We start from the raw sequence: 26094 nt of genomic DNA, 5'->3' as shown, positions 1-26094 counted from the left end.
GGTCGGGTAAGCGACTGCAAGAAGAACACACTGGCCTAAAATTAGGTTTAGGCGGTAGCAGGATTAAAATTACGCCCTTATTCAGTATTTTAAAAGGAACAGGGCCTATTCGTCTGCAAACAGGCGCTAAGCTTAGACAGAAAACCCTATGAAAGGTTTAAAGTGTGTATGATTATTTTTTGCCATGACTGAGAAGCCAGCGAAAGGAAATTTTTTTGAGGACGTGTATGCCGTGGTGCGGCTCATCCCGAAGGGGCGGGTGACGTCTTACGGGGCTATCGCCAGTTATTTAGGATCCAAGGGCTCGGCACGCATGGTGGGCTGGGCGCTGATTGCCTCGCAGCCCTTCACGAATATCCCGGCGCACCGCGTGGTGAACCGCATCGGCATGCTCACGGGAAAACAGCATTTTGAGGACGCCAACGCCATGCAGGAGCGCCTGGAGCAGGAGGGGGTGCGGGTTACTAACAACCAGGTTGCCAATTTTAAGGAGCTGTTCTGGGACCCGGCAAAGGAACTGCTATAGCGGGCGGGTAAAAGCCTGTGCTTAGGCAAAAACAAAACACCTCGTCCCGGGATGGTATATATACCGGAACAAGGTGCTGTGGGGAGGTACGGCTGCTGTGCGTGTAGGCGAGCGCCTGGATGCGGACGCTTTATATTCCTTCAGCTAATTTCTGCTTTTCGCCACTTTGGGTTGCAGGCAGTGAAACTCCGCGGCAATGATCGAATTGCCCTGCCCGTCGGGTGTGCGGATCACTTTTTTAAAGGAACCGTCATCGAAGAAGAAGTACTGCCAGATAACTTTGTCGGAGATGTGTTTCTGCCCCTTCGCAGGTGAAAAGGCGATCATATTAAAATCAGGGTCCCACTTTCCGAACATGATCAGGTTGGTGTTGCCCACCTTGTCTATCTGCACAAACTCGAAGCGCTTGTTCGTCTCTGAGTAACGGAGCAGGCCTTCTGTCTCTTCATAACGGCCATCCGGCTGCTCTATGGCCAGTCTTTCGTGCACACAGCCGTCATCATCGTAGCGGAAGCTGGCTGCGCCGCTCGAGAAGGCAAACTTGCTTAGCCACGGCTGCCACGTCACGGACTTGATCTCCCAACTGCCTATCGATTTCTTCAGGAGATCGTTGGCCTGTTCAGTGGTGAGTCTGGCTCTGTGTTGTGCGCTTGCATTGGGTGCGGTCCACGCCAGCAGCACCGCAGCCAGCAGGAAGAAACTGATGATTTTTTTCATGGTTTTATTGGGTTTAGGGTTTGTCACAGCGTTTTTCTGCTTGGGTGTATACAAGTATATGTAATAAATCGAAGCTTGTTTTGGCTTTTAGACGAGCGCAGCATACAAGTAGCCATAGGCAGGTTTTGTATGTACTAATGTCTTCGGAGTAAGCTTTTATATCGATGAACGGACAGAGCCATCTTTCCCTCCTGAATGCATTCCACGGAAGCATATGGAGTTGAGTAGGAATAGGGGAAACCAAATTCTGTGAGCGCAGCTGTTGCTTAAAATGGCAGCGCCTCGCTCCATCTGCAGGCAGCAAATACTTCTAAAATGGTCAGCGGGGGAAGGAGGTCAGTGAAAATGGTTATGGCAGGTAGGTGCATACAGCCCAAAACACTCACGCAGATAGAAAGGAAAGTATGAATGGTTTCGATTAGTGGTTTATATAGCAACTTCAAGAAAACTGCACCAGCTTAAATTAAGAAATGGAAGATAAGGTTGTCGGTTCTAAGCTGATAAATTGTGCGTTTGTTTTGTGGTGATGCTGCAGTAAGTGACCTATAGCCTGTTTCTCCTGGACAGTATATAGGCCGCCATCCCCTCAGCCGCCGGGTAAGGTTCTAACGGTTGCGAAAAGAAAAATCACGCTGTATACCGTAACCTGAGTTTTTAATATTGAGAAAGGAAAGTTTTATTGTCTATATGTAAACTAAGCTTTACACTTTGAGTATAACAAGTATATTTGTGTAATCAATACTTTACATTTTATCAATATAGCTTGACTTATGAAAAAACAAGACGAAGAATGGGAGGTGCTCAATTGGAGAAATACCGTGCGCCTCGCCTCCTGGACGTTTGCCTGGACTGCCTCTGTAGCCCTGGCTACCTTTGGCCCGGAGTATTTCTGGCCCGGAAACACTTTGCCCACGGTGCTCGCCATCCTGCTGAACGCCAGCCTGGGAGCGGGGATGATTTTTGCAAACATCCGGCACCTGAAAGGGCAGGACGAACTGCAGCAAAAGATACAACTGGAGGCCATGGCGATCGCGTTGGGAGTCGGGGTGGTGGGTGGCCTGACATACTCGCTGCTCGACACTACCGACGTGATGGCCGGAGACGCCGAGATTGCCATGCTCGTTATCCTGATCGGGCTCACCTACCTGGGCGCTTCTATTATTGGGCAAATCCGGTACAGATGAAGAATAGGTTGAAAGTGCTCCGGGCGGAGCGGGATCTGACGCAGGCGCAGCTGTCGGCTGCGCTGGCGGTGTCGCGGCAAACGGTGAATGCGATAGAAACCGGCAAGTTTGACCCGAGTCTGCCGCTGGCGTTCAGGATATCCCGCTTGTTCGAACTGCCAATCGAGGAGATTTTTCAAGACGGCGATCCGCTATAAGGGCGGGTATATCTGGCATCGCCCATTTCTCCACCACTTAATATATAATTCCGGATATATAACCCCGGCGCTTTCAGGCGGGCAGCGGCTACTGCTGGGGGCTGGCATTGAGTTGCTCGTCTAAAAGCGCCGGCGGCAAGGTGGCGGCTTGCGCAAGAAAGTATAGCTTTGTACCATGGAAGTTAAGCTGAGTTCGGCGGGCGCATTGGAGACGGGCAGCACCTGGAGTTTTCCGGAGGTGCGGAACGTGGCACAGAGCAGGTTGCTGCTGCACCTTTTTTTCTGGACGGTATACGTCGTGTTCTTTGGCTTGCTTTACGGCAGCTACATCGACGACTATTACAACGCCTTTATGGTGGAGCTGGTGGAACTGCCGTTTAAGATGGGGCTGGTGTACTTTAACATGTACTACCTCATGCCGCGCTACCTGCTGCAGAAGCGTTACCTCGAGTTTTTCGTGTACCTGCTGCTGCTGATGGGGGCCATTGGCGCCCTGATGCAGTTTGTGCTGCTTCCTTTCCTGATTCACCCGATCTTTTGCCCCACCACCTGCACCGCCGATAACCTCACTTTTTACCGCTTCACCAAGAACATCGTGAACATCAACTACGTGGTTGCGATCACGGCGGTGATCGCCCTGCTCAAAAACTGGTACAGCCACCAGCAGGCGGCCCGCAACCTGACGCAGGACAAACTGGAGGCCGAGCTGAAGGTGCTGAAGGCCCAGATTCACCCGCACTTCCTGTTCAACACGCTCAACAGCCTGTATGCGCTCACGCTCAAAAAAGCCGACACCGCGCCGGAGGTGGTGCTGAAACTGTCGAGCCTGATGGATTATATGCTCTATGATGCCAACGCCCCGATGGTGCCGCTTGAAAAGGAACTGGCCTATATCCGGAATTATATAGCGCTGGAGCAGATGCGCTACGGAGACCGCGTGGATGTGCGCTATACAGAGGCTGGCAAAATAGCGGGCAAGCAGATCGCGCCCATGATGCTGCTCCCTTTCGTGGAGAACGCCTTCAAGCACGGCGTGAGCACCGAGACGACGAACGCCTGGGTGCGCATCGATGTGAAAGTGACCGATGCGCAACTGGTGCTGCGGGTGGAGAACTGCAAGTGCGGAGACAGCGCCAGCAACAGTTCCCGCGACATGGCCTCCGGCATCGGCCTTAAAAACCTGCAGCGCCGCCTCGAACTGCTCTACGAAGACCGTTACGAGCTGGAAGTGGAGGACGAGCCGGACAGCTACGCCGCTCGCCTGGTGCTGGACCTGACGAACGGGTGAGCAACAGCAATTATATAGAATCTGGCCATATGTACGGGAAACAGCGCTGTTTGCGAACAGGCAGGTTTATATATGAACAGGGCGTTGGAGCGTTTCCTTTAAAACGACCTGGCTTTTGTTCTCAGAAGGCGTTTGTCGGATGATCCTTTGTCCTATATAAGTTACTCGTATATATAAAAGGTATGAAATTACGGTGCATGATTGTGGATGATGAGCCGCTGGCGCTGGATGTGCTGGAAACGTTCATCGGAAGGCTCGATAGCCTGGAACTGGTGTGCCGCTGCCACAATGCCGTGGAAGCCTACAACTGCCTGCAGAGCGAGCACATCGATCTCATGTTCCTCGACATCCAGATGCCCAAGCTCACGGGCATCGATTTCCTCAAATCGCTGGCGAACCCGCCCAAGGTCATCTTCACCACCGCTTACCGCGACTATGCCGTGGAAGGTTTCGAGCTGAACGTGGTGGATTACCTGCTCAAGCCCATTGCCTTCGATCGCTTCCTGAAAGCCGTTTCGAAAGTGACCGCTGCGGAGCAACCTGTGCCTGCGGCGGCCGTACCGGCAACAGTGGCCGTGCCCGCTGCCACGCCCTTCTCCGCCCCGGATTACAAGGAAGCCTTCATCTACCTGAAAGCAGACAAGAAGATGGTGAAGGTGATGCTGGCGGACATCTTATATATAGAGAGCCTGAAAGACTATATCCGGGTAAAGACGGAGACGAAGGAGATCATCTCGTACCAGAAAATATCTTTCCTGGAGGAGAAGCTGCCGGCTGACAAATTTCTGCGCATCCACCGCTCCTTTATCGTGGCGCTCGATAAAATCCAGGCCTTCTCGGCCAGCGCCGTAGACATCGGCAAGTCTGAGATCCCGATCGGGCGCTTCTACAAAAATGAGGTGCTCCAGATCCTCAACCAGAACAACCTTTTAGAAGCCTGACGGCTTCAATTTCGAGTTCCGAATTCCGAGTTATGGAGGGAGCACTTGCTACCATATAGGAACCCCTGATACCCAGCGCGGATGTGGTGCTCTCAGGCCTCTCGGCCTGAGAGCACCACATCCAGCTATATAACTTAAAAGCTGTGAAGCCGGAGGTATTGACAACGGTTCAAAGCGTAAGCAGAATAATTACCGAGTTCAGGTTATAATAACAACTACTCCTCATAACTGGCCATATAACCCAACTCCAAATTCGTAATTAAATCTTGGATAGACGGGTTCTGGTGCGGTCGCTGTTCTCGAGGTTGCCGGTATTGATGGTAGAGGCGGGCTCGAACATGAGCACTTCCGCTTCCTCGTTGGCCACCGGGCGGTGCTCCACGCCGCGCGGCACGATCAGGAACTCACCGGGCCGCAGCGTCACCACCTTGTCGCGGAGGTGTATCTCTATCTGCCCCTTCATCACCATAAAAAACTCATCCTCGTTGGCGTGGTGGTGCCATTCAAACGGCCCCAGGAACTTCGCAAGCTTCACCTGCTGGCCATTCAGTTCGCCCGCGACGCGGGGGTTCCAGTGGTCGTTGATCAGGCTGAACTTCTCGGAAAGGGTTACTTTTTCTATCTCTGATTTTCCCATATAGAGATGATCTATATCATTTTTAAGAAATATACGCTGTTTTTATTTGGACTCAGTCTAAATAGTGCTTAGCTTTGTAATAGCATAACAGCTGCTACAGCGAATTTAGGATAGAAGATGAAAACAGCCGCCACTTTAGCCGAGATTTTTACAACAGCAACAGGAGCCATCTACCAGTGCGACAGCCGCAACCGTGTGCTGGTGCACTTCGCCGGCCAACTTACCGTGCTGAAGGTGGATGCTTTTCTGCGACTGAAGCGCGCTGTGGACCATGTGGACTTAGAGCAGATGGCCGCCAGCACTGCGCGCGCCGCTGACGTGGAGATTATTTCTGTTTGTGGCTGCGACCGCTGCTATGTCCTGACCCTGCCGGAGCTATATGCCTTCAAAGAGCTGCTGGACGGGGCGAAGTTCGCGATGTCGCTCAACAGCATGCTGCACGAGTGCCTCAGCGCCCAGCTTGCCTAAGCATATATAAATCTTTTTTTTCTGATGAAGCACAGCTATCTGCTGTGCTTTTTTAATTTAGACTCTTTCCATATTTCGCTAGGTTCTATACACCTGAGCGATAAAATCCGTAGATTATAGTTGTTAAGAAAGAGGCGCCAATTAAACGGGCACCCGCATATTGTCGCATAAATAAAGCATTACATACCTTATGAAGGACTTATTAAGACTCAGAACATCCCTTACAGAAGAGATCGAGCAAATACTGAACGAGCAGATAAAGATGGAGGCCGAGTCTTCGGCAACATACCTGGCCATGTCGAGCTGGTGCGACCGCAACGGGTTCGACAACAGCGCAGGCTACTTTAAGAAACAATCGGACGAGGAGCGGGAGCACATGCTGCGCCTGTTCAAGTTTGTGTCTGACATGGGCGGCCGCGCCGTTTCCCCGAGCATCTCGAACATTCAGGTAGAGTACGATTCTTTCAGGAGCGTATTCGAGCTGGCGCTGCAGCAGGAGGTAGCCGTTACGCAGTCGTTTAACCGCATTGCAGACCGCTGCCAGAAAGCGAAGGACTACGTGACGTTCTCTTTCCTGCAGTGGTTCCTGAAGGAGCAGATTGAGGAAGAGTATGTGGCCCGCCGTGCGCTGGAGTTGTTTGATGTGATCGGAGAGGATGGCACCGGCCGTTATGAGATAGACAAGCGTGTGCCGAAGATCAGCTATGAGAATACCTACGAAGGGTAGCCGACCAATAGAGCAAGTCATAGAAAAAGGCCTTTGGAGAATATCCGAAGGCCTTTTTCTATGACTACTTGGTGCTGGGCGAGGACTGGAGGATATGCTCCTGAAAGGCTCCCTTAGCTTTTGTTTCGTTCATCTGCGGCATCCAGGCATTGTCGGGTTGCATGCAGACAACCGGGGCGAAGTCGCAGCGGTCGGTACAGTCGGTTTTCACGACCTCGACCTGTCCTTTCAGCCCCATCTCCTTGATCATATCCCTGAAAAGCTTGCCCAGGTCTTTGCCGCCTTTCTTTTTGCATTTGCTGCCCGTGCACACATAAATCACTTTTTCGGGTATAGGGAAATTCTTGCTCATGTAAGGTTTTACGGTTGTATGAATAGGTACAGCCTGATTCCGGGAGAATAATTTTACAAATCCGGTTATATAAGTACGTAAACTTTTCATCGGTGGCAGGCTCATTGTTTAGCATCAGAACGCTCCCGAGCGTGATTTATATATAAATTACTCAGGTCCCGTGCTGTCCTTTCGCCGGTCCTGCTTCAGTAAGGTTGGCAGTGCCTGGCAAGTTTCCGGGTGCTGGATACCGAATTCGTGCGGGCGCTCAAAGAACAACTCCACGCTTGACAAGCTAAATATATAAATTTGATACATTTCCCGTAAGCTAAATTTTATATACTCTTACGATCCTAATATCAGCTACCGTATCTGCTTGAAGATCAGTGTTATTATACCGACTTATAATGAAGCCGCTGCGATAGGGCCGCTGCTGCAGTACTTACAGCGCCATATGAGTCCGGACACGGAGCTGATTGTGGCTGACGGAGGTAGTGACGACGGCACCCGCGCCATCTCGGATCAGCAGGGCGCGCAGGTTATACATTGCGGGCAGAGGGGCCGCGGCCCGCAGATGAACGCCGGGGCCAGGGCCAGCACCGGCGACCTTCTCTACTTCCTGCACGCCGACACGTTTCCACCCGAAGCTTTCGAGGCGCACCTGCGGCAGGCCGTGCAGCAGGGGGCCGGCAGCGGCTGCTACCGGCTGCGGTTCGATTTGCCGCACTGGTTTCTGCACCTGAATGCCTGGTTTACCCGTTTCAACGTCGACGCCCTGCGGTTCGGGGACCAAAGCCTTTTCGTGCGGCGGGATATTTTCCTGAGCGAAGGCGGGTTTGATGAGCGCATGCAGTTGCTGGAGGACCAGGAGGTGATCGGCCGGCTGCGGCGGAGGGCACCTTTCGTGGTGCTGCCGCAGCAGGTAACAACCTCGGCCCGGAAGTACAAAGCGATAGGGGTATACCGCCTGCAGGCTGGCTATTACTTTATATATGGGCTGTACCGCATGGGGGTGCCGCAGGAACGGCTGGTGCAGGTATATAAATGGGTGCTCCGGCCTTAGCAGAAGATACCTGTAGCTCATATGCTCTTCGGAAAACAAACTGTGAATAGAAGCAGGAAAGCCGTACTTTTTGCAGCTGTGCGGCAACCCTAAACAGCAGGTGTAGTATTGCTGTTAGAATCTTTGATGTGTTACCCCCAAAATCTCAGCTATAACAAACCCGGATTTATGAAAAAAACTTCCTTCACCACTTATCCAGCAGTGCTGGCAGCGTTGCTTTTGGGCAGCTGTAGTTCCTCCACCTCCACCACCGCCGACTCCGCGGAGGCAACCACAGCCGCGGCGACCGCGGCGGAAGCACCTGAGATGAAAATGGGCCGCGGCCTGGACCTGGCCAATATGGACACCACCGTGAACCCGTGCGTTGATTTTTACCAGTACGCGAACGGCGGGTGGGTTAAAAACAACCCCATTCCTGCCTCCGAAAGCCGTTGGGGCTCTTTTAACGAGCTGGCTGAGCGGAACAATGCGGTACTGCGCGACCTCCTGCGCGAGGCGGCCTCCAACACGGCTGCGCCCAAAGGCTCTGCCTCCCAGCTGATTGGTGATTTTTATGCCGTGGGGCTGGACTCCACGGCGGCAAACAAGGCAGGTATCACCCCCATAAAACCCGAGTTGGACAGAGTGGCCGCTGCTAAATCGACAGATGATTTGATCAAGGCCGTGGCTGACCTCAAGACAAAGGGCATCAGCGGGTTCTTCAGCATGTATGTGTCGCAGGACGATAAAATCAGCACGCAGTATGCGCTGCTGGCGGGGCAGGGTGGACTAAGCCTGCCCGACCGTGACTATTACCTGAAGGACGACGAGCGATCCAAAACCATCCGCACCGCCTATATAAACCACCTGCAGAATATGTTCCGGTTGATGGGTACGGACGAGGCAGCTGCGCAGAAGAAGGCGCAGACTATCATGGGCATTGAGAAAAAGCTGGCGCAGGCTTCCAAGGCGCGCGTGGATCTGCGCGATCCGTACGCCAACTACAACAAGATGACGATCAAGGAATTCTCCAGCCAGAACCCCAACCTGAAAGTGAGCCAGTTGCTGACGGGCATGGGCGCACAGGCCGCCAGGGAAGTGATCGTTGGCCAGCCGGCATTTTTTAAGGAGCTGAACAGCATGCTCAAGAACGTGCCGCTGGAGGACTGGAAAACCTATACGCAATGGCATATTGCCCGCACCATGGCCCCGTACCTGGGCGAGGACTTTGTGCAGGAGAACTTTAACTTCTATGGCAAGGTGCTGAGCGGCGCAAAAGAAATACAGCCGCGCTGGAAGCGGGTGCTGCGGGCCACAGACAGTGCCCTCGGAGAAGCCCTGGGCCAGCTGTATGTGGAGAAGACTTTTTCACCTGAGGCGAAGCAGAAAGCGCTCACGATGGTGGACAACCTGCAGGAAGCCTTTAAGGAGCATGTGCGCGACCTGGACTGGATGAGCGAGGAGACCAAGGCCCGTGCCCTGGAGAAACTGGGGGCCTTCGCCGTGAAGATCGGCTACCCGGACAAGTGGGAGGAGTATAAGGGGCTGGACATTAGCCGCGACTCGTATGCCGCCAACGTGATACGCGCCAGCCAGTTTGCCTTCCGCGACAACATCGGCAAGATCGGGCAGCCGGTAGACCGCGAGGAGTGGTTTATGTCGCCGCCCACGGTAAATGCTTACTATAACCCGAGCATGAACGAGATCGTGTTCCCGGCCGGTATCCTGCAGCCGCCTTTCTTCGACCCGGAGGCAGACGATGCCGTGAACTACGGGGGCATGGGCGCTGTGATCGGCCACGAGCTGACGCACGGCTTCGATGACCAGGGCGCCAAATACGACTTTGAAGGCAACCTGAAAGACTGGTGGTCGGAGGCGGACCTGGAGCAGTTTAACGCCCGGGCAAATGCCGTTGCCGACCAGTATGACCAGTACACTGTGCTCGATAACCTGCACGTAAACGGCAAGCTCACGCTCGGGGAGAACATCGCCGACATCGGCGGACTCAACATCGCCTATACTGCCCTGCAGAAGGCGCTGGAGAAAAACAACCCGGGCAAGATCGCCGGCCTCACGCCAGAGCAGCGGTTCTTCCTGGCCTGGGCCCAGATCTGGCGCGTGAACATGCGCGACGAGGCGCAGAACCAGCAAATACTGACAGACCCGCACTCGCCGGGGCGCTTCCGCACCAACGGTCCGGTGGCCAATATGCCGCAGTTCTACGAAGCCTTTGGCTGCGAACAGGGAGACCCGATGGTGCGCAACGATGAGAACCGCATCAAGATCTGGTAGGCTATATATAAGTCAAATATTATAAGTCATATATAAAAGGAGAAGGCGCTGCAGCTTACCTGCAGCGCCTTCTCCTTTTATATAAGCTTTACCCTACAAGTATATATACTTTTTCACGCCCCGCTAACTCTCTACAACCTTCACCGTGTGTTGCACTATGCGCCGTGGCCAGTCCGAGGCGTCAACCGGTTCCTGCTCTATCTTTTCCACGACGTCCATTCCCTCCACCACTTCGCCAAAAACGGTGTACTCTGTGTCAAGGCCCGGCTCCCCGCCCACCTCTAAATAGGTTTGCACCTGCTCCGGGGTATACTTCATGTTATGCTGCGCCTCTATTGCCCGCAGCTCATCTAGGTCTACCGGCTGCCCCGTTACAATGTAAAAGTTGTGGGAGGATGACTCCTTATCCGGGTTCCGCTCGTCGCCGTAGCGGGCCATGGCCAGTGCGCCGCGCTTGTGAATGTGTTTTGGGTTAAACTCCTGCGGGATCTTGTAAGAGCCCTGGCTCATTTTCCGCTCATCCGAATCGCCGCCCTGTATGGCAAAGTCCTTCACTACCCTGTAAAACTCCCCCTCGTTGTAAAAACCGGCCTTGGTGAGGCGCACGAAATTGGCGCGATGCAGCGGCGTGTCCTTATATAGCCGTACTTTAATATCGCCGTGGCGCGTGCTGATAACGGCAAGGCTGTCCGGGTGTTTTTGCCCGTACGCGGTCAGTACCTCTACAGCGTTTTCCGTGGTGAGCGGCTCCAGTTCCTGCCCGGCTTCCTCGGCCGCTGCCTCCGTTTCGGCACCGTTGCCCCCGGGGGAGGATTGGTTGCAGGCAGCGGTGGCGAAAAGACATCCGCTTACTAAGAGAACCCGAACGGATAAAGCTGATAGAAATATGTTTTTCATAGTAGTGTCTGTTTAGCTGGATTCCTAAATATACAACTATCTGCATGAATAAGACAACTGCCGCACAGGAAAAAGATTATGATGGTATAAAATATAAATAATCAAATAATTCATGGTTTGAAAAAACAGTTTTCCGTAAGCAAAAAGTTGTCCTGTGAGCAGTTGAATATTCAAAGTCATATATAATTATCTTCATCTATATAGAAACAGGGGCAGCGCGTAGTGTTTATCCGTGAGGCGGGTGCTGCTGCCTGTGTGCTAACAACAGGCGGAAGCTTAGAAGATGATGTGCCTGATTTGTACATGTTGATAAATAAATGATCTGCAAATGTTGGATTTAAGAACATTAGTCGATACTTTGGTTAAGACGTCATTTTAGATAATTTCATTTTTTTACTTTTCTAACCCCTAAGCAAGTATGAAAAACAGTTTACACTTTAGAGGCGTAATGCGCTCTCTTATGTTTGGATTTGCCGTAGCTACGGCAGCATGCACCTTCTCCGCCTGCGACAATGAAGCGAAAGATGTAGTGGAGCCCGCGGCAATTGCCCAGACTGATAGCCAGAACGGTGCTATTATCAGCGGCCAGTATATAGTTGTACTTAAGAAAGATGAAAATCTGCGCATGAGCGCCAGCGCCACCTATGCGCAACGCGTTGGAATGGTGCGTGAGATTGGGAAAAACATACTGGAAGAGAATGGCGTGAAGGACTTTAAGATCGAGCAGACGTACGGCCTAACCGTAGCAGGGATGGCTGTGCGCCTTTCGGAAAGTGAAGCAGCGGCCCTCCGAAGCGACCCCCGCGTGGATTACATAGAGCCAGACCGTATCGTGATGCTGGGCAAGCCGGGCACTGGCGGCGGCGGAACCACGGGGCAGGAAGTACCCTACGGAATTACTAGGGTAGGGTCTGCGAGCGGCGCAGGCAAAACAGCGTGGGTGATTGACACAGGCATTGACCTGGATCACCCGGATTTGAATGTGGACCTATCGCGTAGCGTCACGATGTTTACGAGCGGCCGGGACGCGGAATCTGCCAACGACCTGAACGGGCATGGATCGCATGTGGCCGGTACGATTGCCGCCAAAAACAATACAACCGGGGTGATTGGCGTAGCCTATGACGCTACCGTGGTGGCTGTGAAGGTGCTTGATGCGCGCGGTAGCGGATCTTACTCAGGCGTAATAGCCGGGGTGGAATATGTAGCGGCCAACGCGAGTTCCGGTGACGTGGCGAACATGAGCTTGGGAGGTCCTGTTTCGAAGGCACTCGACGATGCAATACTGGCCGCGGCAGGCAAGGGCATCAAGTTTGCACTCGCCGCCGGAAACGAAAGCACGGATGCGAACAACTCCTCGCCGGCGCATGTCAACCACGCCAACGTCTATACCGTTTCCGCAATGAACAATACGGACACGTTTGCCAGCTTCTCCAACTACGGCAACCCACCGGTCGACTTCTGCGCACCCGGTGTCAGCATTAAGTCGACCTGGAAAGACGGCGGATATAACACGATCAGCGGTACCTCCATGGCATCTCCGCATGTGGCGGGCCTGTTGCTGCTCGGCAACATCGCTACGGATGGCACCGTGAAAGGCGACCCGGATGGCACTCCGGATCCGATCGCACACAGGTAATCCTGATTAAGTTATATGGAATAGTAAAGGATGGCGGCCCTGTTGGTCGCCATCCTTTTTTATGCCTTGTTCAAAGTGCCTTGCGCATCACGTAATCGTTCATCCAGTAGGGGCCGATGGGAATATCTTCCTGCTGATAGACGCTGTAGCCGCAGCGCTCGTAAAACTGTTTTGCCTTGTTGTGGCGGTTAACGTTCAGGTCCAGGGCGAAAGCTCCTTTTTGTTTCACCTCCTCTTCCACGGCCGAGAGCAGCGCTTTCCCGTAGCCTTTCCCCTGGCACTGCGGCAACAGGTAGATCTTGTTTAACTTGTATAGCCTTTCCGCCTCATGCTTGACGGAGTAGGCGGCGAAACCCACGGGTTTATCCCCTTCATACAGCAGCAGGAAGGTTTGCCCCTCCTGCATTTGCGCCTTCAGTGCCTCCTCCGCGTAAATCACTTCAAACATATAGGCTATCTGCTCCTGCGTCAGAATGCTGCTATACGTAGAGGCCCACGTGGCCTCGGCAAGCTGCAGGATCACGGGCAGGTCTGAGACGGTCGCCGGGCGTATATGGTAGTTATGACGCATAAAGTTGAGAAAAGCTATGGCCGCAAGATACTTGCAGGAAAGCAGAATGCCAACGCCACCCCGTGTTCTCTACTCTCGCCGTATCTTCTATCTTTGTGTTGATCTTTCACCCAGCAATAGCAAACATATGAAAGCAGTTTACTTAGAAGCAATTGGCAAGCCTTTTACCCTCATCGATGCTGAAAAGCCCGTGGCGGGCCCAGGCGAGGTGGTGGTGCAGGTAAAGGCCGCCGCCCTTAACCGCCGCGACGTCTGGATTCAGCACGGCCGCTACTTTCTGAAAGAGTACCCCGCCATTCTGGGTTCCGACTGCGCTGGGGTGGTGGCTGAGGCAGGCGCTGGCGCAGACCAGTCGTGGGTGGGGCAGGAGGTGATCGTAGACCCAGGCACCGACTGGGGCGATAACCCGCGCGCCCACTCCGCCGATTACAAGATACTGGGCATGCCACAGCCCGGCTCCTTTGCCGAGTACGTAAAGGTGCCAGCGCAGAGCCTGCACCGCAAACCCGGCCACCTGGGTTTTGAGCAGGCGGCCGCATTGCCGCTCGCCGGCCTTACAGCCTTCCGTGCCTTGTTCACCAAGTGCCAGCTGCTACCCAACGAAAAGGTGCTGGTGACAGGCGGCGGCGGCGGTGTAGCCCTGTTTGCCGTGCAGTTTGCCGTGGCAGCGGGTGCCGAAGTGTGGGTAACATCCGGATCGGATGAAAAAATAGAGAAAGCGAAGGCCTTGGGCGCAGCCGGCGGTGTGAACTACCGGCACGATGGCTGGAGCAAGGATCTGAAAGCACTGACGGGCGGCTTCGACGTGCTCATCGACAGTGCCGCCGGGGAAGGCTTCGTGCAACTGGTGAAACTGGCGAAGCCAGGCGGGCGCATTGGGATATATGGCGGCACCACCGGCATGATCGGGCACATAAAACCCGCCGAGCTTTTCTGGAAACAGCTGACGATCTATGGAAGCACCATGGGCACTGCCGAGGATTTCACCCGGATGGTCCGGCTGGTGACGGAGAAGCAGATTGTGCCTGTGGTGGATGTGGTATACCCGCTGGAGGAGGCGGAGCAGGCCATGCGCTACATGGAAGCCGGCAGGCAGTTCGGCAAGATCGTGCTGCAGGTGGGGTAGGGTGTGCTTTTTGGAGGAGTTGGTTGTTAGTTTGATATGCGGATGCATGACCGCCACTGCCAAAACAGCCACCATTGATAATGCCGGGCGGGTTGAAAGTGTATCACCAGCTGATGTACTTAACCAAACCTAAAACCATATACCATTCCCGTCCCAGATATATCAAGTAGCCTAAACCTCCTTCCATATATGGGTACATCTTTCTGAATTTAAGGGTGTAGCATTTTTGCAAAGGAGTATATAGGAGTTGGTGTTGTAAATACTTCACAGTTATATATAAAAACAGAAGAAGCGGGCATGAGGCCCGCTTCTTCTGTTTAACATGGATCGATCTATTCTACTGGTTCTCCTCGAGCAGGTTCAGCAGGAAAGCGTACTGAAGCGCTGTTTCCTTGTAGCGCTCAAAGCGGCCGGAGGCGCCGCCGTGGCCGGCTTCCATGTTGGTGTGCAGCAGCAGCATGTTGTTGTCGGTCTTCATCTCGCGAAGCTTTGCTACCCACTTGGCGGGCTCCCAGTACTGCACCTGCGAATCGTGGAGGCCGGTGGTCACGAGCATGTTCGGGTAGGCTTTGGCTTCCACGTTATCGTAGGGCGAGTAAGACAGCATATAATCGTAGTACTGCTTCTCGGCCGGGTTGCCCCACTCGTCAAACTCGCCGGTCGTCAGCGGGATGCTGGTGTCCAGCATCGTCGTCACCACATCCACAAACGGCACGGCGGCAAGCACGCCTTTGAACAGGTCGGGGCGCATGTTCACTACGGCACCCATCAGCAAACCTCCGGCGCTGCCGCCCTGGGCGAACAGCTTGTCGGGGTTGGTGTATTTCTGCTCTACCAGGTACTCAGCGACATCGATGAAGTCGGTGAAGGTGTTTTTCTTTTTCAGCAGCTTGCCGTTCTCATACCACTGGCGGCCCATTTCCTGGCCCCCGCGTATATGGGCGATGGCATATACAAAGCCCCTGTCCAGCAGGCTGAGGCGCACGGAGCTGAAGCCGGGGTTCATGCTGTTGCCGTACGAGCCGTAGCCATATAGCAGCGTCGGGTTCTGCCCGTTCAGCTCCGTTCCCTTGCGGTACACCAGCGACACCGGGATCTTAGTGCCGTCGTCGGCGGTGGCGTAAAGGCGCTTTGCCTCGTAGTTCTCCGGGTCAAAGTCGCCCACTACCTCCTGGCGCTTCAGCAGCTCGCGTTCCTTCGTCTCCATGTTATAGTCGTAGGTGGAGGACGGCGTGGTGAGGGAGCTGTACTCAAAGCGCAGCTCTTTGCTGTCGAAGTCGGGGTTGGTGCTGATATAGGCGGTATAAGCCTCTTCGTCGAAATCAATATAGAAATCTGTTTTCGGGTCGTTCCACTTCTTCACGCGTATCTGCGAGAGGCCGTCCTTGCGCTCCTGCAAGGCCAGGTAATCTTTAAAAATCTCGATGCCTTCCAGCAACACGTTTTCGCGGTGGGGCACTACTTCTTTCCAGTTGGCTTTGCCGGGCTTGCTCACCGGCGTCTGCATCAGCTTGAAGTTGGTGGCGCCGTCCTTGTTGGTGACGATATAAAATTTGTCGCCGAAGTGGTCCACGCTGTACTCCAGCCCCCGCTCGCGCGGCTGTATCACCTTAAATTCGCCGTTGGGCTTGTCAGCATCCAGGAAACGGTACTCGTTCGAGAGCGTGCTGCCGCTGCCGATGATGATGTAGTCGTCGGACTTTGTTTTGTAGACATAGGTGCTGAAGGTCTCGTCGGCCTCGTGGTACACTTCCTTGTCCTGCTCCGCAGGGGTGCCCAGCGTATGCTTGAAGATTTTGAAAGAGCGCAGCGCCGGGTCCTTCATAGTGTAGAACACGGTCTTGTTGTCGTTGCCCCACACGGCGCTGCCGGTGGTGTTGGGAATGGCATCAGGTAAAAATCTGCCGGTTTTCAGGTCTTTAAAGCGGATGGTGTACTTGCGGCGGCTCACGGTGTCCTCGCCAAAAGCCAGCAGCTGGTTGTTGGGACTCACGTCCATGCCGGCGGCAGCGTAATAGCTGAGGCCATCCGCACGCTCGTTCGCGTTCACCATCACTTCCTCGGCAGCCTCCAGCGTGCCTTTCTTGCGGGCATATATCGGGTACTCCTTCCCCTCCTCGTAGCGCACATAATACCAGTAGCCGTCGTCTTTGAACGGCACTGACGCATCGTCCTGCTTGATGCGGCCGACAATCTCTTTGAACAGCTTTTGCTGCAGTTCCTCGGTACCGGCTAATCGCTGCTGTGTATAGGCGTTCTCGGCGTTCAGGTAAGCGATCACCTCCGGGTCCTCGCGCTGGTTCATCCAGTAATAGTTGTCGATGCGCGTGTCGCCGTGGGTGGTGAGCGCTTTGGGTGCTTTTTTGGCGACAGGCGGCTGGGGCAGCTGTGTGGCAGGCGCTTCGGCTACCACCGCCGTATCAGCAACGACGGAAGTGGCGGTGCCGCTGCCGGTATTGCTGGAGGTGCAGCCGGCTGCAAAGGCCAGGCAGGCGGTGAAAAGGGCGGCTGAGGCAGCCACTTTCGGTTTTATGCTTTTCATATAGGTTTTTTATAGGAACTGGAGAGGCGCTGCAACGGGAAAAAGACCGCAACACGGCGCTAAATTTAGTTAAAATCGACAGGAAACAAAACAGCTCAGGTGTTATGCATGCAGCTAAATAATTATTAATTTACCGCATCACCTAAACTATCCTATAGACAACAACATGGCTACACAAGCAGATTTCGAGAACGCAGTAGAACGATCAAAGACACTGGCGGAGCGTCCGGGCAACGATGTCCTGTTGCAACTGTACGGCCTCTACAAGCAGGCCACAGACGGAGACGTGAGCACGGAGCGGCCCGGCGGCTTCGATTTTAAGAACATCGCCAAGTGGGATGCCTGGAAAGCGCAGGAAGGGAAGAGCCCGGAGGCGGCGCGTGCAGAGTATGTGCAACTGGTGGATAAACTGGCGGGGAGATAAGCACAAGTGCCCCTTTCAAAGTAAAAAGAGCAGCTTTCCCGGAAAGGAGGCTGCTCTTTTACTTTGCTTTCCAGTGGTGGCCGCAGTTGTAACAGATAAATTTCCGGCTCAGGAAGGGGACCGGGAAGCCTAGCAGCAGATAGCTGATGGAGAAAACCGTCTTGTTGTATTTCTCCTCGCTGATGTTGTCGGAGCCGCAGACAGGGCAGGTCCTTGCCTGCACGTGCTCCTGCATCGGAGGCGCCAGTTCCAGGTCATCGGTGTACAGAAACTCGGAGGTGCCGCCCTGGATTTTGGACAGGATCGCGCGCGCCTCCTCCTCGTCCTGCGCGGTGACTTTTAGCTTTACGCCACCCACCGCCACCGAGTAAAACGGCTGCGCCCCTACAATATGCTCATCGCCTAGGAAGCAAAGGATACCCTCTGCCTCCAAACGGCCTTTCAGGATATGTGCCTCCGTGACATCGTTGAATGTGGCAATGGTGACAAAGCGATCAGCCATGCAGGTGGTGTGTCAGGGTGTTACTGTTTCTTTGGGGGAAGGTCGAAGGCAATGGCCTCGTGCTCAAAATGGCCTTTGTGCGAGCCGTCGCAGAATGGTTTGTTCTGTGACCGGCCGCAACGGCAGATCGACACCAGTTCGCGGCCATTCAAGCCATATACATTGCCGTCTTTGTCTACTATCTCAAACTCACCCTCAACCCGAAGCGAGCCGTTGTTATTTACCGTTATTTTAGTTTTCGCCATCTTGTGTGCCTTTTTTTGTAATGATGTTTGTTAACTGTTAACGTGCAGCAGGGAATCGGCTTTGGCCTATAGAGCCGCGTACACCGGAATCCCTGCGCACTTATAAGCAAATATAGCTAAATAAGGCGGAAAACTGGTAAACGCCGCAGCCGGGAAGGTGGAATTAAACAAAATCGGCCCCAGGCAAGACCCGGAGCCGATAAGGGAAATTTATGTTTTTGCGATAGCTTAGTTGCTATACATGTAGTTGTACGCTTCGTTTTTGCCGCTTGGCGTCACCACCGACTGCGTCAGCGGCAAACCGCGCTCATCGTACGTATACGTGTAGGCGTACTTATAGGTCTTCTTGCTGTTGTGTACCACGGCCGTCGAAGCCAGCAGGTTGTTCGGGCTGCTGGCATTGCCCGGCTCTGCAAACTCATGCAGCGGGTTCTGGTTGGTGTCATACGAATAGGTAGTGGTTGAGAACAGGCTGGCTTCGCCTTTATCGTCGATCACGTACTGCTTCTCTTCTGCAAAATTACCGTTTGGCAGTAGCTCGTAGGTGGTGTACGACTTCTGGACCGCCTCCTTTTTATCGTTCACTTCAAAGAGCGATTTCTGCTTCAGGTTCTTCTTCTCATCATACTCATAAGTGGCGTAGGCAGTATACTCTAACTTTCCGGCGTTGTAGTACAACATATCCGTCTTGGTGAGCTGGCCTTTGTCGTTGTAGGTGTAGGTTTGCTCAGAAAGCAGCGCGTGGCTGCCTGCGGCGTGCGTCGTGGATTTTAAGAGCTTTCCGCTGCCGTCGCGCTCGTACTTATCGTAGGTTTCGAGCTCGCCTGTTTTCTTGTTGTAGTGGTTTACCTGGCTCAGCTGCTTGCCGGCAAACGCGTAAGATGCTACTTCTGAAGAGTCTGCCATGATGTGGGAAATCATTCCCTGACTAAACTCCGGTTCTACAGATTCCTGCTCATTTTTTTCGCAAGAACTTAGTGCTACCACGCCACAAAAAAGGAGGGCGGGCATCAATCTGTTTTTCAATTTCATTTGGCTAAAAGTTGAAATGATGAAACATGACCTGCTTTTACAGGTTTCAGTCAAAACGCACCTTTTGTTTTAATAATTGCACTGGGTGTGAAATAATATTTCAGGGGGCTTCCTTTTAGAGAGGTATATATAAAGCTAAAGTATTGATAGTCAAAGTAAAGTAGATATAATAAGACAGGGTAATTTGGGATGCAAAATAAATGAGATTTGTGTAAATATGATGTTTTATATATAAGATATCAGGTGCCTGCCTCAGTTCAGGCTGGCGCTTTGCGCGATGTTCAGCAACTCGTCTCCGGCATCTATGTCGTGGCGCAGGGCCGCTTCCTTAAAGTTGATGGAAAGGCGCAGTGCCTTCAGGCCCGGCACGCCCGGCAGTTCCTCCACCTCCACGTGCTCCACCTGTTTGTGGATATACCCTTCCGACTGCAGGAAATCGATATAACGCTGGTACTCCACCACGTCTTTCTGTTGCATGTACACGATGGCGATCTTGCCGGGTTGTGTCAGGCGCTCTTCGGAGCCGCGCACGGTGGCTTTGTCGATCCGTTTCTTGATGATCTCGTAGCGCACGTTGTTGGCCCCGTCCACGTCAAACTTCTTCTCGTCCATCCTGAAGCGGATAGAGATCGGGTCGCTGTGAACCAGGATGAGCTGGGTAATCTCCAGGGGCAGTTTCAGGTTGGCCCGCAGCTTGTGTATGCGTCGGGCTACTTCGCAGGTGAGCATGAGTTGCCACAGACGCATGTTTTTAAGGTAGATCGGCTCAAAGCCGCCGTTGTTCAGCAGCGAGGCGCCGATATAGATGTTGTACTCCAGGCCATCGGTCCGGTACTTCTCGAAGTAGTGCGGAAACAGGCGCTGCGCCTTCTCCTCCTCCCGCTCCAGAAACGAAGAGATGGTTTCGTTTATCATGAAAAGGCTTTCCTCGTAGGCCCGGCGCTTGTTGTACACCACCTTGTAGGGGTTGTTGATGGCACTCCGGTATGCTTGTATGGCCGGTGCCGCCACCGGGTGCTTTTTCTGGAAATGGTCAAACAGCGGCTCAATCTCCGCACGCAGGAAGTCAAGCACCAGCACCTCGTCGCCGGAGGCCAGCTCACTCACGATGTTCTGCGAGTACTTATCCATTTTATACACCAGTTCGTCCAGTATCGAGAGCGGCAGGCTGTCTTTCACGGCCAGTATCACCTCCTTGGCGAGCACCAGCTGCTCCAGCAGGTCGCCCTGTATGGCCCTGTTTCGCTCAGTGGCCGAGCCCCGGATATCGGAGGCGCCATAAAGCGGGTATATGTCCCGGAAAATAATAGGCTCTATTTCGGAGCTGGCGTTGCGCTCCATCTTCTCCAGCAGGTTTACCGCAGCCTTCGTAAAGCGCCATTCCACCACCGGGTGAATGGCCGTGTATTTCTCTTTAATGATACTCTGGATGCTGTTGCGCAGTTCTTCCAGGCTTCGGTTGATGGCAAGGGCAAAGAGCGGAAGCAGTTCCTTCAGCCGGATGGTGGCCAGGGCGTTAAGCTCACCGGGTATCGGCGAGGCCAGCTCCATCAGGCCGATCGTTTTGCCGTCATACTGCAGCGGTGCGATGATCAGGTTCCGGATGCCCGCTTCCAGCAGCTTTTGCTCTATCCTGGACGGGTTCTGGAATACCTCCAGGTCTTCCACCACAATGGTGTTTGCGCGCCTGAGCACAGGCTCATAGATAGAGTTCTGCAGATCCTTCAGGATCAGGTCACAGTCCTGGGTCAGCACCAGGCCGTTCCATATCTTGCGCGAGTAGCTGGAGTCAAAGTCCTGCAGGGTGGGGCAGGAGGCAAAGCCCAGCCGGATGCCCGGCAGGCCAAACAGGATGCGCAGCTTCTGCTGCAGGTTCAGGAATCCCTCCTCGGTGCTCACAGAATGCCGGTCCAGCAGGTCGAAGCGCAGCGAAGAGATCGTTTCCTCGTTCGTTACCTCCGTGAAGTCATATATGGAGAAGCCCGAGAACTCGAAGTTGTCCGGCGGCAGCTTCATCATCCACAGGTCCAGGTCGTTGTAGCGGTTGATGAGGAAGTTGATCTCCTGGGCGCTTAGTTTCTTGATGTCGCCTTTGGCCTTCACCTCCATGAACTTCAGGTCGATGGAAAGCTTGTAGTGGCGCGGCAAACCCGTGAACTTGTCCTTGATGGTGAAGATAAAGGGCTCGTCTATGCTGAAGTTGGCGTTGTAAAACTTTTCAAGAATGAGGGTGTAGGCCGAGAGGGTGAGCCGGAAAAGCAGTGTCTTCAGGTCCAGGTTCAGCTTCTCAGTGTGGCTGCCGCCGTCCAGCAGCTGTAACTCCTCGAGCTTCGGCGTGGCATAAAAGCTGTGGAAGTGGAAAGGCACCACGGCGGCCATCAGCTCGTTCTCCCAGAGCGCGCTCGGGAAGATGTCCTCCATCAGGATGTCCACCGTATCCACGTACTTCTCGATAATAGACACGTCATCCAGGGTACCGACCAGTTCCGGGGTGCTACGCAACAAGTCGGCCAACTCACGGACCCGCGCAGCGTTACAGCTCGGGTCGGTTTTCTCCTTATTTTCCCAATAGGCAATAAGCGGCGACAGGCTGAGTGACGTCTTAAACGGGAATTTATCCACACTCAGGAATATGTCGTCGTTGTTGGAGATGGAAACGACAGATTCGTGAAAGCTGCCTCTATGAGATTTATTCATATATAAACTACTTGTTGCAAGTTAGTAAGGGGCTGCTTTAAACAGATTCACCTGGCTCGCTAATGCATACTAAACGAAGTTAAACCGCAAAAGATAGTCCAATTTAAGCTTCGGTAGTGATAAATTTGTGTACCCTCCAAGTACTGTCGTGAGCGCAAGGCAGCAGAAGAAATGGCTGGATGGGTGAAAGTGGCATAATTTTTACTATAAACGCATGTTATAGGTATTTAATAGAGAAACAACACTATGAAGAAAATGTTAAAATGGATACTGGCAGGGGTGCTGGCAACAGCCGCCCTGGGAGGCGGAGCGCAGGCGCAATCAAAGGTGGAACAGGACCTGACCGAGCTACGCGCCTGGATGCAGCGCAGGTCTGCGCAGGCGGACAGCACCATCCGCAAGGAATGGCCCAACGTGAAGCAGGAGTACAAGGAGCTGACATACGGCCTGAACCGCAACACGCAGCAACTCTCCGAAGAATCCCAAAAAGAGTACAAGACAATGAAGGAGCGCTACGGGGAGTGGGAAGCGCGCAACGAGAGCATATCCGTGGACCTGGACGGGCATGAACTGGAGCGGTGGGAGCGGCAGCTGACCGGTACCACCAACATCAGCCGCCTGAAGCCCACCAGAATGCGCGACGCCTATGTGCAGGCCCTGGACATCACGCGGTCGCAGCGCCGCGAGTGGAGCCTTCGCGACTGGGAGTACGCTGAGTTTGTGTTGGGGGAATTGAACAGCCGCAAAGCCGAGGTACTGAACCAGCTCAACAACAGCGACAAGATAAAAATAGCTGCGCTGCAGGTGGAGTTCGCCTCCCTCAAAAAAGGCCGTGAAGCCAGGGATGCCTACGAGCACATGCGCGAGAACAACTAATGCCCCAAAAACAGCAGGGTTCAGAAAAACCTTCGGAAGCAGCAAGCCCCGGCTATATATGGCCGGGGCTTGCTGCTTCCGAAGGTGTTCCTATCAAATGGCGATCCGGCCTTTCTTGCCGCCCGATTGGCCTTTGGGCTCGTTGCGGCCCTGGCTGGGCCTCTTATTCTCTTTTGTGTCCTTTGCGTCTAAGCTTTTTGGCAGGATCTGCTCGTTCGGTTCATGTTTGTGTCCTTTTGTCATAGCGTGCGAACGAAGGACAGGGAGATTTCGGAATTGTTCCGCGCGGAAACGGCTGCGGTTCATGCCGCTATATATAGCGTATGGCGCATACAGCCGGGAGTGAAAGTGGCAGGGGAGAATGTTGATAACGCCGTGGGGAAATTGCACCGGAACAACCACCGGCCTCTGCCGGAAAAGTCTTACTTTTGCTACCCTATTCAGATAAAAACTACGGATTACCATGCATATTGCAATCGTCGGCAACATTGGCGCCGGCAAAACCACCCTTGCGTCCAAGCTCTCGCAGCACTTTAAATGGGATTTATACCTGGAGGCTGTAGAGAACAACCCCTACCTGAAGGATTTTTACGAAGACATGGAACGCTGGTCCTTCCACCTGCAGGTATACTTCCTGAACAGCCGCTTCAGCCAGGTGCAGCAGATACAGGCCATTAACCGCAGCGTGATCCAGGACCGCACTATATATGAAGACGCCTTCATATTTGCAAAGAACCTGCACCAGTCGGGCCTGATGAGCACCCGCGACTACGAAAACTACCTGGCGCTGTTCCAGTCCATGATCAGCATGGTGAAGGCGCCCGACCTGATGATTTACCTGAAGGCTGACCTGCCCAAGCTGATCGGCCAGATCGAGAAGCGCAACCGCGACTACGAGAGCAGCATCAGCATCAACTACCTGCGCAACCTGAATGAACATTATAACACCTGGATGAGCAGTTACGACCTCGGCAAGCTACTGGTGATCGATGTGAACAATATGGACTTTGTGGCCAATCCCGAAGATCTCGGCAGCATCATCGAAAAAATCCAGGCAGAGCTTTTCGGCCTGTTTTAATGGAGCGAAGAAGCCATCCTCCTATATAAATAGCCCATCCAAAAACACCAACAGGAAAGGCATGCGTCTTTCCTGTTGGTGTTTTAACAAAGCTCTATAGGGCTGCGCAGGGAAAAATGTAAATGAAGCAGCATTGTGTTAATCCGGGTATGGTCAGGCGGGCTAATTCTTGCAGCAGGAAGCAGTACCTTTCCTGATGCCTGGTGCTGGATTACCTGTTGCCTGTGTCTGTGTGCGTTCTTGGCCACGGCCCGAATTTTGCTAACTTCGATGTCAGAAAAAACCACACAACACAGATGAAACCATACCATATACTTTTCGCTTCGGCGCTTACGGCAGCCTCCTTCGGCTGCACCAACACGACCACTCCTGCCGACACTGCCGGAGCAGAAACCGCGAATTCTGTTCAAGCCGATGACAGCCTGCAGCAGAAATTAGAGATGTATACCACCGTGCGTCTCACCTCCGACCTGGAAGGGCTAAGTGCGAAAGAGAAGCAGATGATCCCGCTGCTGATCGAGGCAGCTGACATCATGAACGGGCTGTTCTGGTACGAGGCCTACGAGCAGCGCGACTCGCTTCTGAATGCATTAGGCAGCGACGCCGCAAAGCGCTATGTACAGATTAATTACGGCCCTTGGGACCGGCTCAACAACAACGAGCCATTTATTGCGGGGGTGGGCCCAAAGCCGGACGGTGCCAATTTCTACCCGGCCGATATGACGAAGGAGGAGTTTGAGCAGGCGGATCTCCCGGATAAAACCAGCCAGTACACGTTTCTGCGCCGCGATGCCAGCGGGAAGCTGGTGACGGTGCCGTATCATGTGCAGTTTCAGGCGGAAGTGCAGCGCGCGGCGGATCTGCTGAAGCAGGCGGCGGCGCTGGCAGAGGATGCCGGCCTAAAAAAGTACCTCACCCTGCGCGCAGAGGCGCTGCTGACAGACAACTACCAGCCCAGCGACCTGGCCTGGATGGATATGAAGAACAACAGGCTGGATGTTGTGATCGGACCAATCGAAACCTATGAAGACAAGCTATTTGGCTATAAGGCTGCGCACGAGGCCTATGTGCTGGTGAAGGATATGGAGTGGAGCGAGCGGCTGGCTAAGTACGCTGCCTTTCTGCCAGAGCTGCAGCGCGGGCTGCCGGTAGCGGCCCCGTACAAAAAGGAAACGCCCGGCACCGACTCTGACCTGAACGCGTACGACGTGGTGTACTATGCCGGCGACAGCAACGCGGGCAGCAAGACTATCGCTATTAACCTGCCCAACGACGAAGAGGTGCAACTGAAGCGCGGCACCCGCCGCCTGCAACTCAAAAATGCCATGCGCGCCAAGTTCGACAAGATCATGGTGCCGATCGCAGGGGAGCTGATCGCAGAAGACCAGCAGCAGCACGTGACTTTCGATGCCTTCTTTGCCAACACCATGTTTCATGAGGTAGCACACGGGCTGGGCATAAAGAACACAATCAACGGCAAAGGCACTGTGCGCGAGGCTTTGAAGGAACAAGCCTCGGCGCTGGAAGAAGGCAAGGCTGACATCCTAGGCCTCTATATGATTACGCAGCTGCACGAAAAGGGCGAGGTAGAGGGTAGCCTGGAGGATTATTACACTACCTTCCTGGCCGGCATCTTCCGTTCCGTCCGCTTTGGGGCGGCCAGCGCGCACGGCAAGGCCAACATGGTGCGCTTTAACTTTTTCAGGGACAACGGCGCCTTCGAGCGCGATGAGCAGTCCGGCAGATACCGCGTGAATTATGTTAAAATGCGCGAGGCCATGAACAAGTTGTCGGAGAAGATACTGACGCTGCAGGGCGACGGCGACTATGCAGGCGTAGGCCAGTTGCTCGACCAGCAGGGCCAGATCAGCCCACAGCTGCAAACGGATCTAAATCGCCTATCCAAAGCAAGTACACCAGTGGATATTGTATTTGAGCAAGGTGTGGATGTATTGGGGTTAAAAAAGTAGTTAATATAACTAACTAATAATTAATTGGTTAAAACAAAGTTTGCTTCAATAAAGCTGCCGGGAAATATTTAATAATTAGATATTTTCGACTTATCTTAGTTAAGCGGTTACTCCTGTTTGGTGTAGCCGCTTTATTTTTTAGTGA

General features: G+C 53.6%; 26 protein-coding genes. 15 read left to right on the top strand and 11 right to left on the bottom strand.

The features are described 5' to 3' along the window. Positions 1 to 184: 184 nt before the first annotated feature. Positions 185 to 526: an MGMT family protein gene (locus ABD920_RS19620; RefSeq protein ID WP_345161435.1), complete on the top strand. Its 342-nt coding sequence runs from the start codon at positions 185 to 187 to the stop codon at positions 524 to 526. A gap of 144 nt (positions 527 to 670) precedes the next feature. Here ABD920_RS19620 and ABD920_RS19615 read toward each other — a convergent pair whose 3' ends face one another. Further along, positions 671 to 1243, bottom strand: a complete 573-nt coding sequence (locus tag ABD920_RS19615) for a hypothetical protein (RefSeq protein ID WP_345161433.1) — start codon at positions 1241 to 1243, stop codon at positions 671 to 673. A 770-nt stretch (positions 1244 to 2013) separates the two neighbouring features. Between ABD920_RS19615 and ABD920_RS19610 the strand changes: the two genes are divergently transcribed. From ABD920_RS19610 to ABD920_RS19595, 4 genes are all read left to right on the top strand, one after another. Beyond that, positions 2014 to 2427 carry a hypothetical protein gene (locus ABD920_RS19610; protein ID WP_345161431.1) on the top strand — a complete coding sequence of 138 codons (414 nt, stop codon included), beginning with the start codon at positions 2014 to 2016 and terminating at the stop codon, positions 2425 to 2427. Then, the gene (locus ABD920_RS19605; RefSeq protein ID WP_345161429.1) at positions 2424 to 2624 is read left to right on the top strand and encodes a helix-turn-helix transcriptional regulator; all 201 of its coding nucleotides are present in this window, start codon (positions 2424 to 2426) and stop codon (positions 2622 to 2624) included. Before ABD920_RS19610 ends, ABD920_RS19605 begins: the two co-directional genes overlap by 4 nt. Before the next feature lie 175 nt (positions 2625 to 2799). Further along, the gene (locus tag ABD920_RS19600; RefSeq protein ID WP_345161427.1) at positions 2800 to 3912 is read left to right on the top strand and encodes a sensor histidine kinase; all 1113 of its coding nucleotides are present in this window, start codon (positions 2800 to 2802) and stop codon (positions 3910 to 3912) included. A 182-nt stretch (positions 3913 to 4094) separates the two neighbouring features. Beyond that, positions 4095 to 4853, top strand: a complete 759-nt coding sequence (locus ABD920_RS19595) for a LytR/AlgR family response regulator transcription factor (RefSeq protein ID WP_345161425.1) — start codon at positions 4095 to 4097, stop codon at positions 4851 to 4853. A gap of 259 nt (positions 4854 to 5112) precedes the next feature. Here ABD920_RS19595 and ABD920_RS19590 read toward each other — a convergent pair whose 3' ends face one another. Beyond that, positions 5113 to 5490 (bottom strand): cupin domain-containing protein, encoded by a 378-nt coding sequence (locus ABD920_RS19590; RefSeq protein ID WP_345161423.1) that lies wholly within the window; start codon positions 5488 to 5490, stop codon positions 5113 to 5115. 117 nt (positions 5491 to 5607) lie between these two features. On the opposite strand from ABD920_RS19590, the gene ABD920_RS19585 reads away from it, so the two are divergent. Together ABD920_RS19585 and ABD920_RS19580 are read left to right on the top strand one after the other, a co-directional pair. Continuing rightward, complete coding sequence (locus tag ABD920_RS19585; protein ID WP_345161421.1) at positions 5608 to 5958, top strand: hypothetical protein; 351 nt, start codon at positions 5608 to 5610, stop codon at positions 5956 to 5958. Positions 5959 to 6148: 190 nt separating this feature from the next. Beyond that, the gene (locus ABD920_RS19580; RefSeq protein WP_345161419.1) at positions 6149 to 6685 is read left to right on the top strand and encodes a ferritin; all 537 of its coding nucleotides are present in this window, start codon (positions 6149 to 6151) and stop codon (positions 6683 to 6685) included. Positions 6686 to 6749: 64 nt separating this feature from the next. Here ABD920_RS19580 and ABD920_RS19575 read toward each other — a convergent pair whose 3' ends face one another. Beyond that, on the bottom strand, positions 6750 to 7037 hold the full coding sequence (locus tag ABD920_RS19575; protein WP_345161417.1) for a (2Fe-2S) ferredoxin domain-containing protein: 288 nt from the start codon (positions 7035 to 7037) through the stop codon (positions 6750 to 6752). A 355-nt stretch (positions 7038 to 7392) separates the two neighbouring features. Between ABD920_RS19575 and ABD920_RS19570 the strand changes: the two genes are divergently transcribed. Together ABD920_RS19570 and ABD920_RS19565 are read left to right on the top strand one after the other, a co-directional pair. After that, on the top strand, positions 7393 to 8079 hold the full coding sequence (locus ABD920_RS19570) for a TIGR04283 family arsenosugar biosynthesis glycosyltransferase (RefSeq protein ID WP_345161415.1): 687 nt from the start codon (positions 7393 to 7395) through the stop codon (positions 8077 to 8079). A 168-nt stretch (positions 8080 to 8247) separates the two neighbouring features. Then, positions 8248 to 10350, top strand: a complete 2103-nt coding sequence (locus ABD920_RS19565) for a M13 family metallopeptidase (protein WP_345161414.1) — start codon at positions 8248 to 8250, stop codon at positions 10348 to 10350. 123 nt (positions 10351 to 10473) lie between these two features. Here ABD920_RS19565 and ABD920_RS19560 read toward each other — a convergent pair whose 3' ends face one another. After that, complete coding sequence (locus ABD920_RS19560) at positions 10474 to 11247, bottom strand: peptidylprolyl isomerase (RefSeq protein WP_345161412.1); 774 nt, start codon at positions 11245 to 11247, stop codon at positions 10474 to 10476. A 460-nt stretch (positions 11248 to 11707) separates the two neighbouring features. On the opposite strand from ABD920_RS19560, the gene ABD920_RS19555 reads away from it, so the two are divergent. Continuing rightward, positions 11708 to 12886 (top strand): S8 family serine peptidase, encoded by a 1179-nt coding sequence (locus tag ABD920_RS19555; protein ID WP_345161410.1) that lies wholly within the window; start codon positions 11708 to 11710, stop codon positions 12884 to 12886. Between the two features lie 70 nt (positions 12887 to 12956). Here ABD920_RS19555 and ABD920_RS19550 read toward each other — a convergent pair whose 3' ends face one another. Beyond that, complete coding sequence (locus ABD920_RS19550; protein ID WP_345161408.1) at positions 12957 to 13457, bottom strand: GNAT family N-acetyltransferase; 501 nt, start codon at positions 13455 to 13457, stop codon at positions 12957 to 12959. A 127-nt stretch (positions 13458 to 13584) separates the two neighbouring features. On the opposite strand from ABD920_RS19550, the gene ABD920_RS19545 reads away from it, so the two are divergent. Further along, positions 13585 to 14583 carry a quinone oxidoreductase family protein gene (locus ABD920_RS19545; protein WP_345161406.1) on the top strand — a complete coding sequence of 333 codons (999 nt, stop codon included), beginning with the start codon at positions 13585 to 13587 and terminating at the stop codon, positions 14581 to 14583. 337 nt (positions 14584 to 14920) lie between these two features. Here ABD920_RS19545 and ABD920_RS19540 read toward each other — a convergent pair whose 3' ends face one another. Beyond that, complete coding sequence (locus tag ABD920_RS19540; protein WP_345161404.1) at positions 14921 to 17125, bottom strand: S9 family peptidase; 2205 nt, start codon at positions 17123 to 17125, stop codon at positions 14921 to 14923. A gap of 166 nt (positions 17126 to 17291) precedes the next feature. Between ABD920_RS19540 and ABD920_RS19535 the strand changes: the two genes are divergently transcribed. Next, positions 17292 to 17549, top strand: a complete 258-nt coding sequence (locus tag ABD920_RS19535; RefSeq protein ID WP_345161402.1) for an acyl-CoA-binding protein — start codon at positions 17292 to 17294, stop codon at positions 17547 to 17549. Positions 17550 to 17607: 58 nt separating this feature from the next. On the opposite strand, the gene ABD920_RS19530 is transcribed toward ABD920_RS19535, so the two are convergent. From ABD920_RS19530 to ABD920_RS19515, 4 genes are all read right to left on the bottom strand, one after another. Beyond that, positions 17608 to 18051: a putative signal transducing protein gene (locus ABD920_RS19530; protein WP_345161400.1), complete on the bottom strand. Its 444-nt coding sequence runs from the start codon at positions 18049 to 18051 to the stop codon at positions 17608 to 17610. Positions 18052 to 18071: 20 nt separating this feature from the next. Then, positions 18072 to 18296, bottom strand: a complete 225-nt coding sequence (locus ABD920_RS19525; RefSeq protein WP_345161398.1) for a CDGSH iron-sulfur domain-containing protein — start codon at positions 18294 to 18296, stop codon at positions 18072 to 18074. Positions 18297 to 18524: 228 nt separating this feature from the next. Continuing rightward, positions 18525 to 19202: a hypothetical protein gene (locus ABD920_RS19520; protein ID WP_345161396.1), complete on the bottom strand. Its 678-nt coding sequence runs from the start codon at positions 19200 to 19202 to the stop codon at positions 18525 to 18527. A gap of 378 nt (positions 19203 to 19580) precedes the next feature. Further along, a complete protein-coding gene (locus ABD920_RS19515; RefSeq protein ID WP_345161394.1) occupies positions 19581 to 22025 on the bottom strand; it encodes a GAF domain-containing protein in 2445 nt (814 codons plus the stop codon). 246 nt (positions 22026 to 22271) lie between these two features. On the opposite strand from ABD920_RS19515, the gene ABD920_RS19510 reads away from it, so the two are divergent. Then, a complete protein-coding gene (locus tag ABD920_RS19510; protein WP_345161392.1) occupies positions 22272 to 22901 on the top strand; it encodes a hypothetical protein in 630 nt (209 codons plus the stop codon). Between the two features lie 93 nt (positions 22902 to 22994). Here the strand turns inward: ABD920_RS19510 and ABD920_RS19505 are convergent, their stop codons facing one another. After that, a complete protein-coding gene (locus tag ABD920_RS19505) occupies positions 22995 to 23144 on the bottom strand; it encodes a hypothetical protein (protein WP_345161390.1) in 150 nt (49 codons plus the stop codon). A gap of 220 nt (positions 23145 to 23364) precedes the next feature. Here ABD920_RS19505 and ABD920_RS19500 point away from each other — a divergent pair, with 220 nt between their 5' ends. Further along, positions 23365 to 23979 carry a deoxynucleoside kinase gene (locus ABD920_RS19500; RefSeq protein ID WP_345161388.1) on the top strand — a complete coding sequence of 205 codons (615 nt, stop codon included), beginning with the start codon at positions 23365 to 23367 and terminating at the stop codon, positions 23977 to 23979. A gap of 296 nt (positions 23980 to 24275) precedes the next feature. After that, positions 24276 to 25949, top strand: coding sequence for a dipeptidyl-peptidase 3 family protein (locus ABD920_RS19495; RefSeq protein ID WP_345161386.1), 1674 nt, complete (start codon positions 24276 to 24278; stop codon positions 25947 to 25949). The last annotated feature ends 145 nt before the right edge of the window (positions 25950 to 26094 follow it).

The organism is Pontibacter saemangeumensis, assembly GCF_039541895.1.
Lineage (GTDB): Bacteria > Bacteroidota > Bacteroidia > Cytophagales > Hymenobacteraceae > Pontibacter > Pontibacter saemangeumensis.
This window is presented reverse-complemented; position numbering and strand designations above follow the sequence as displayed.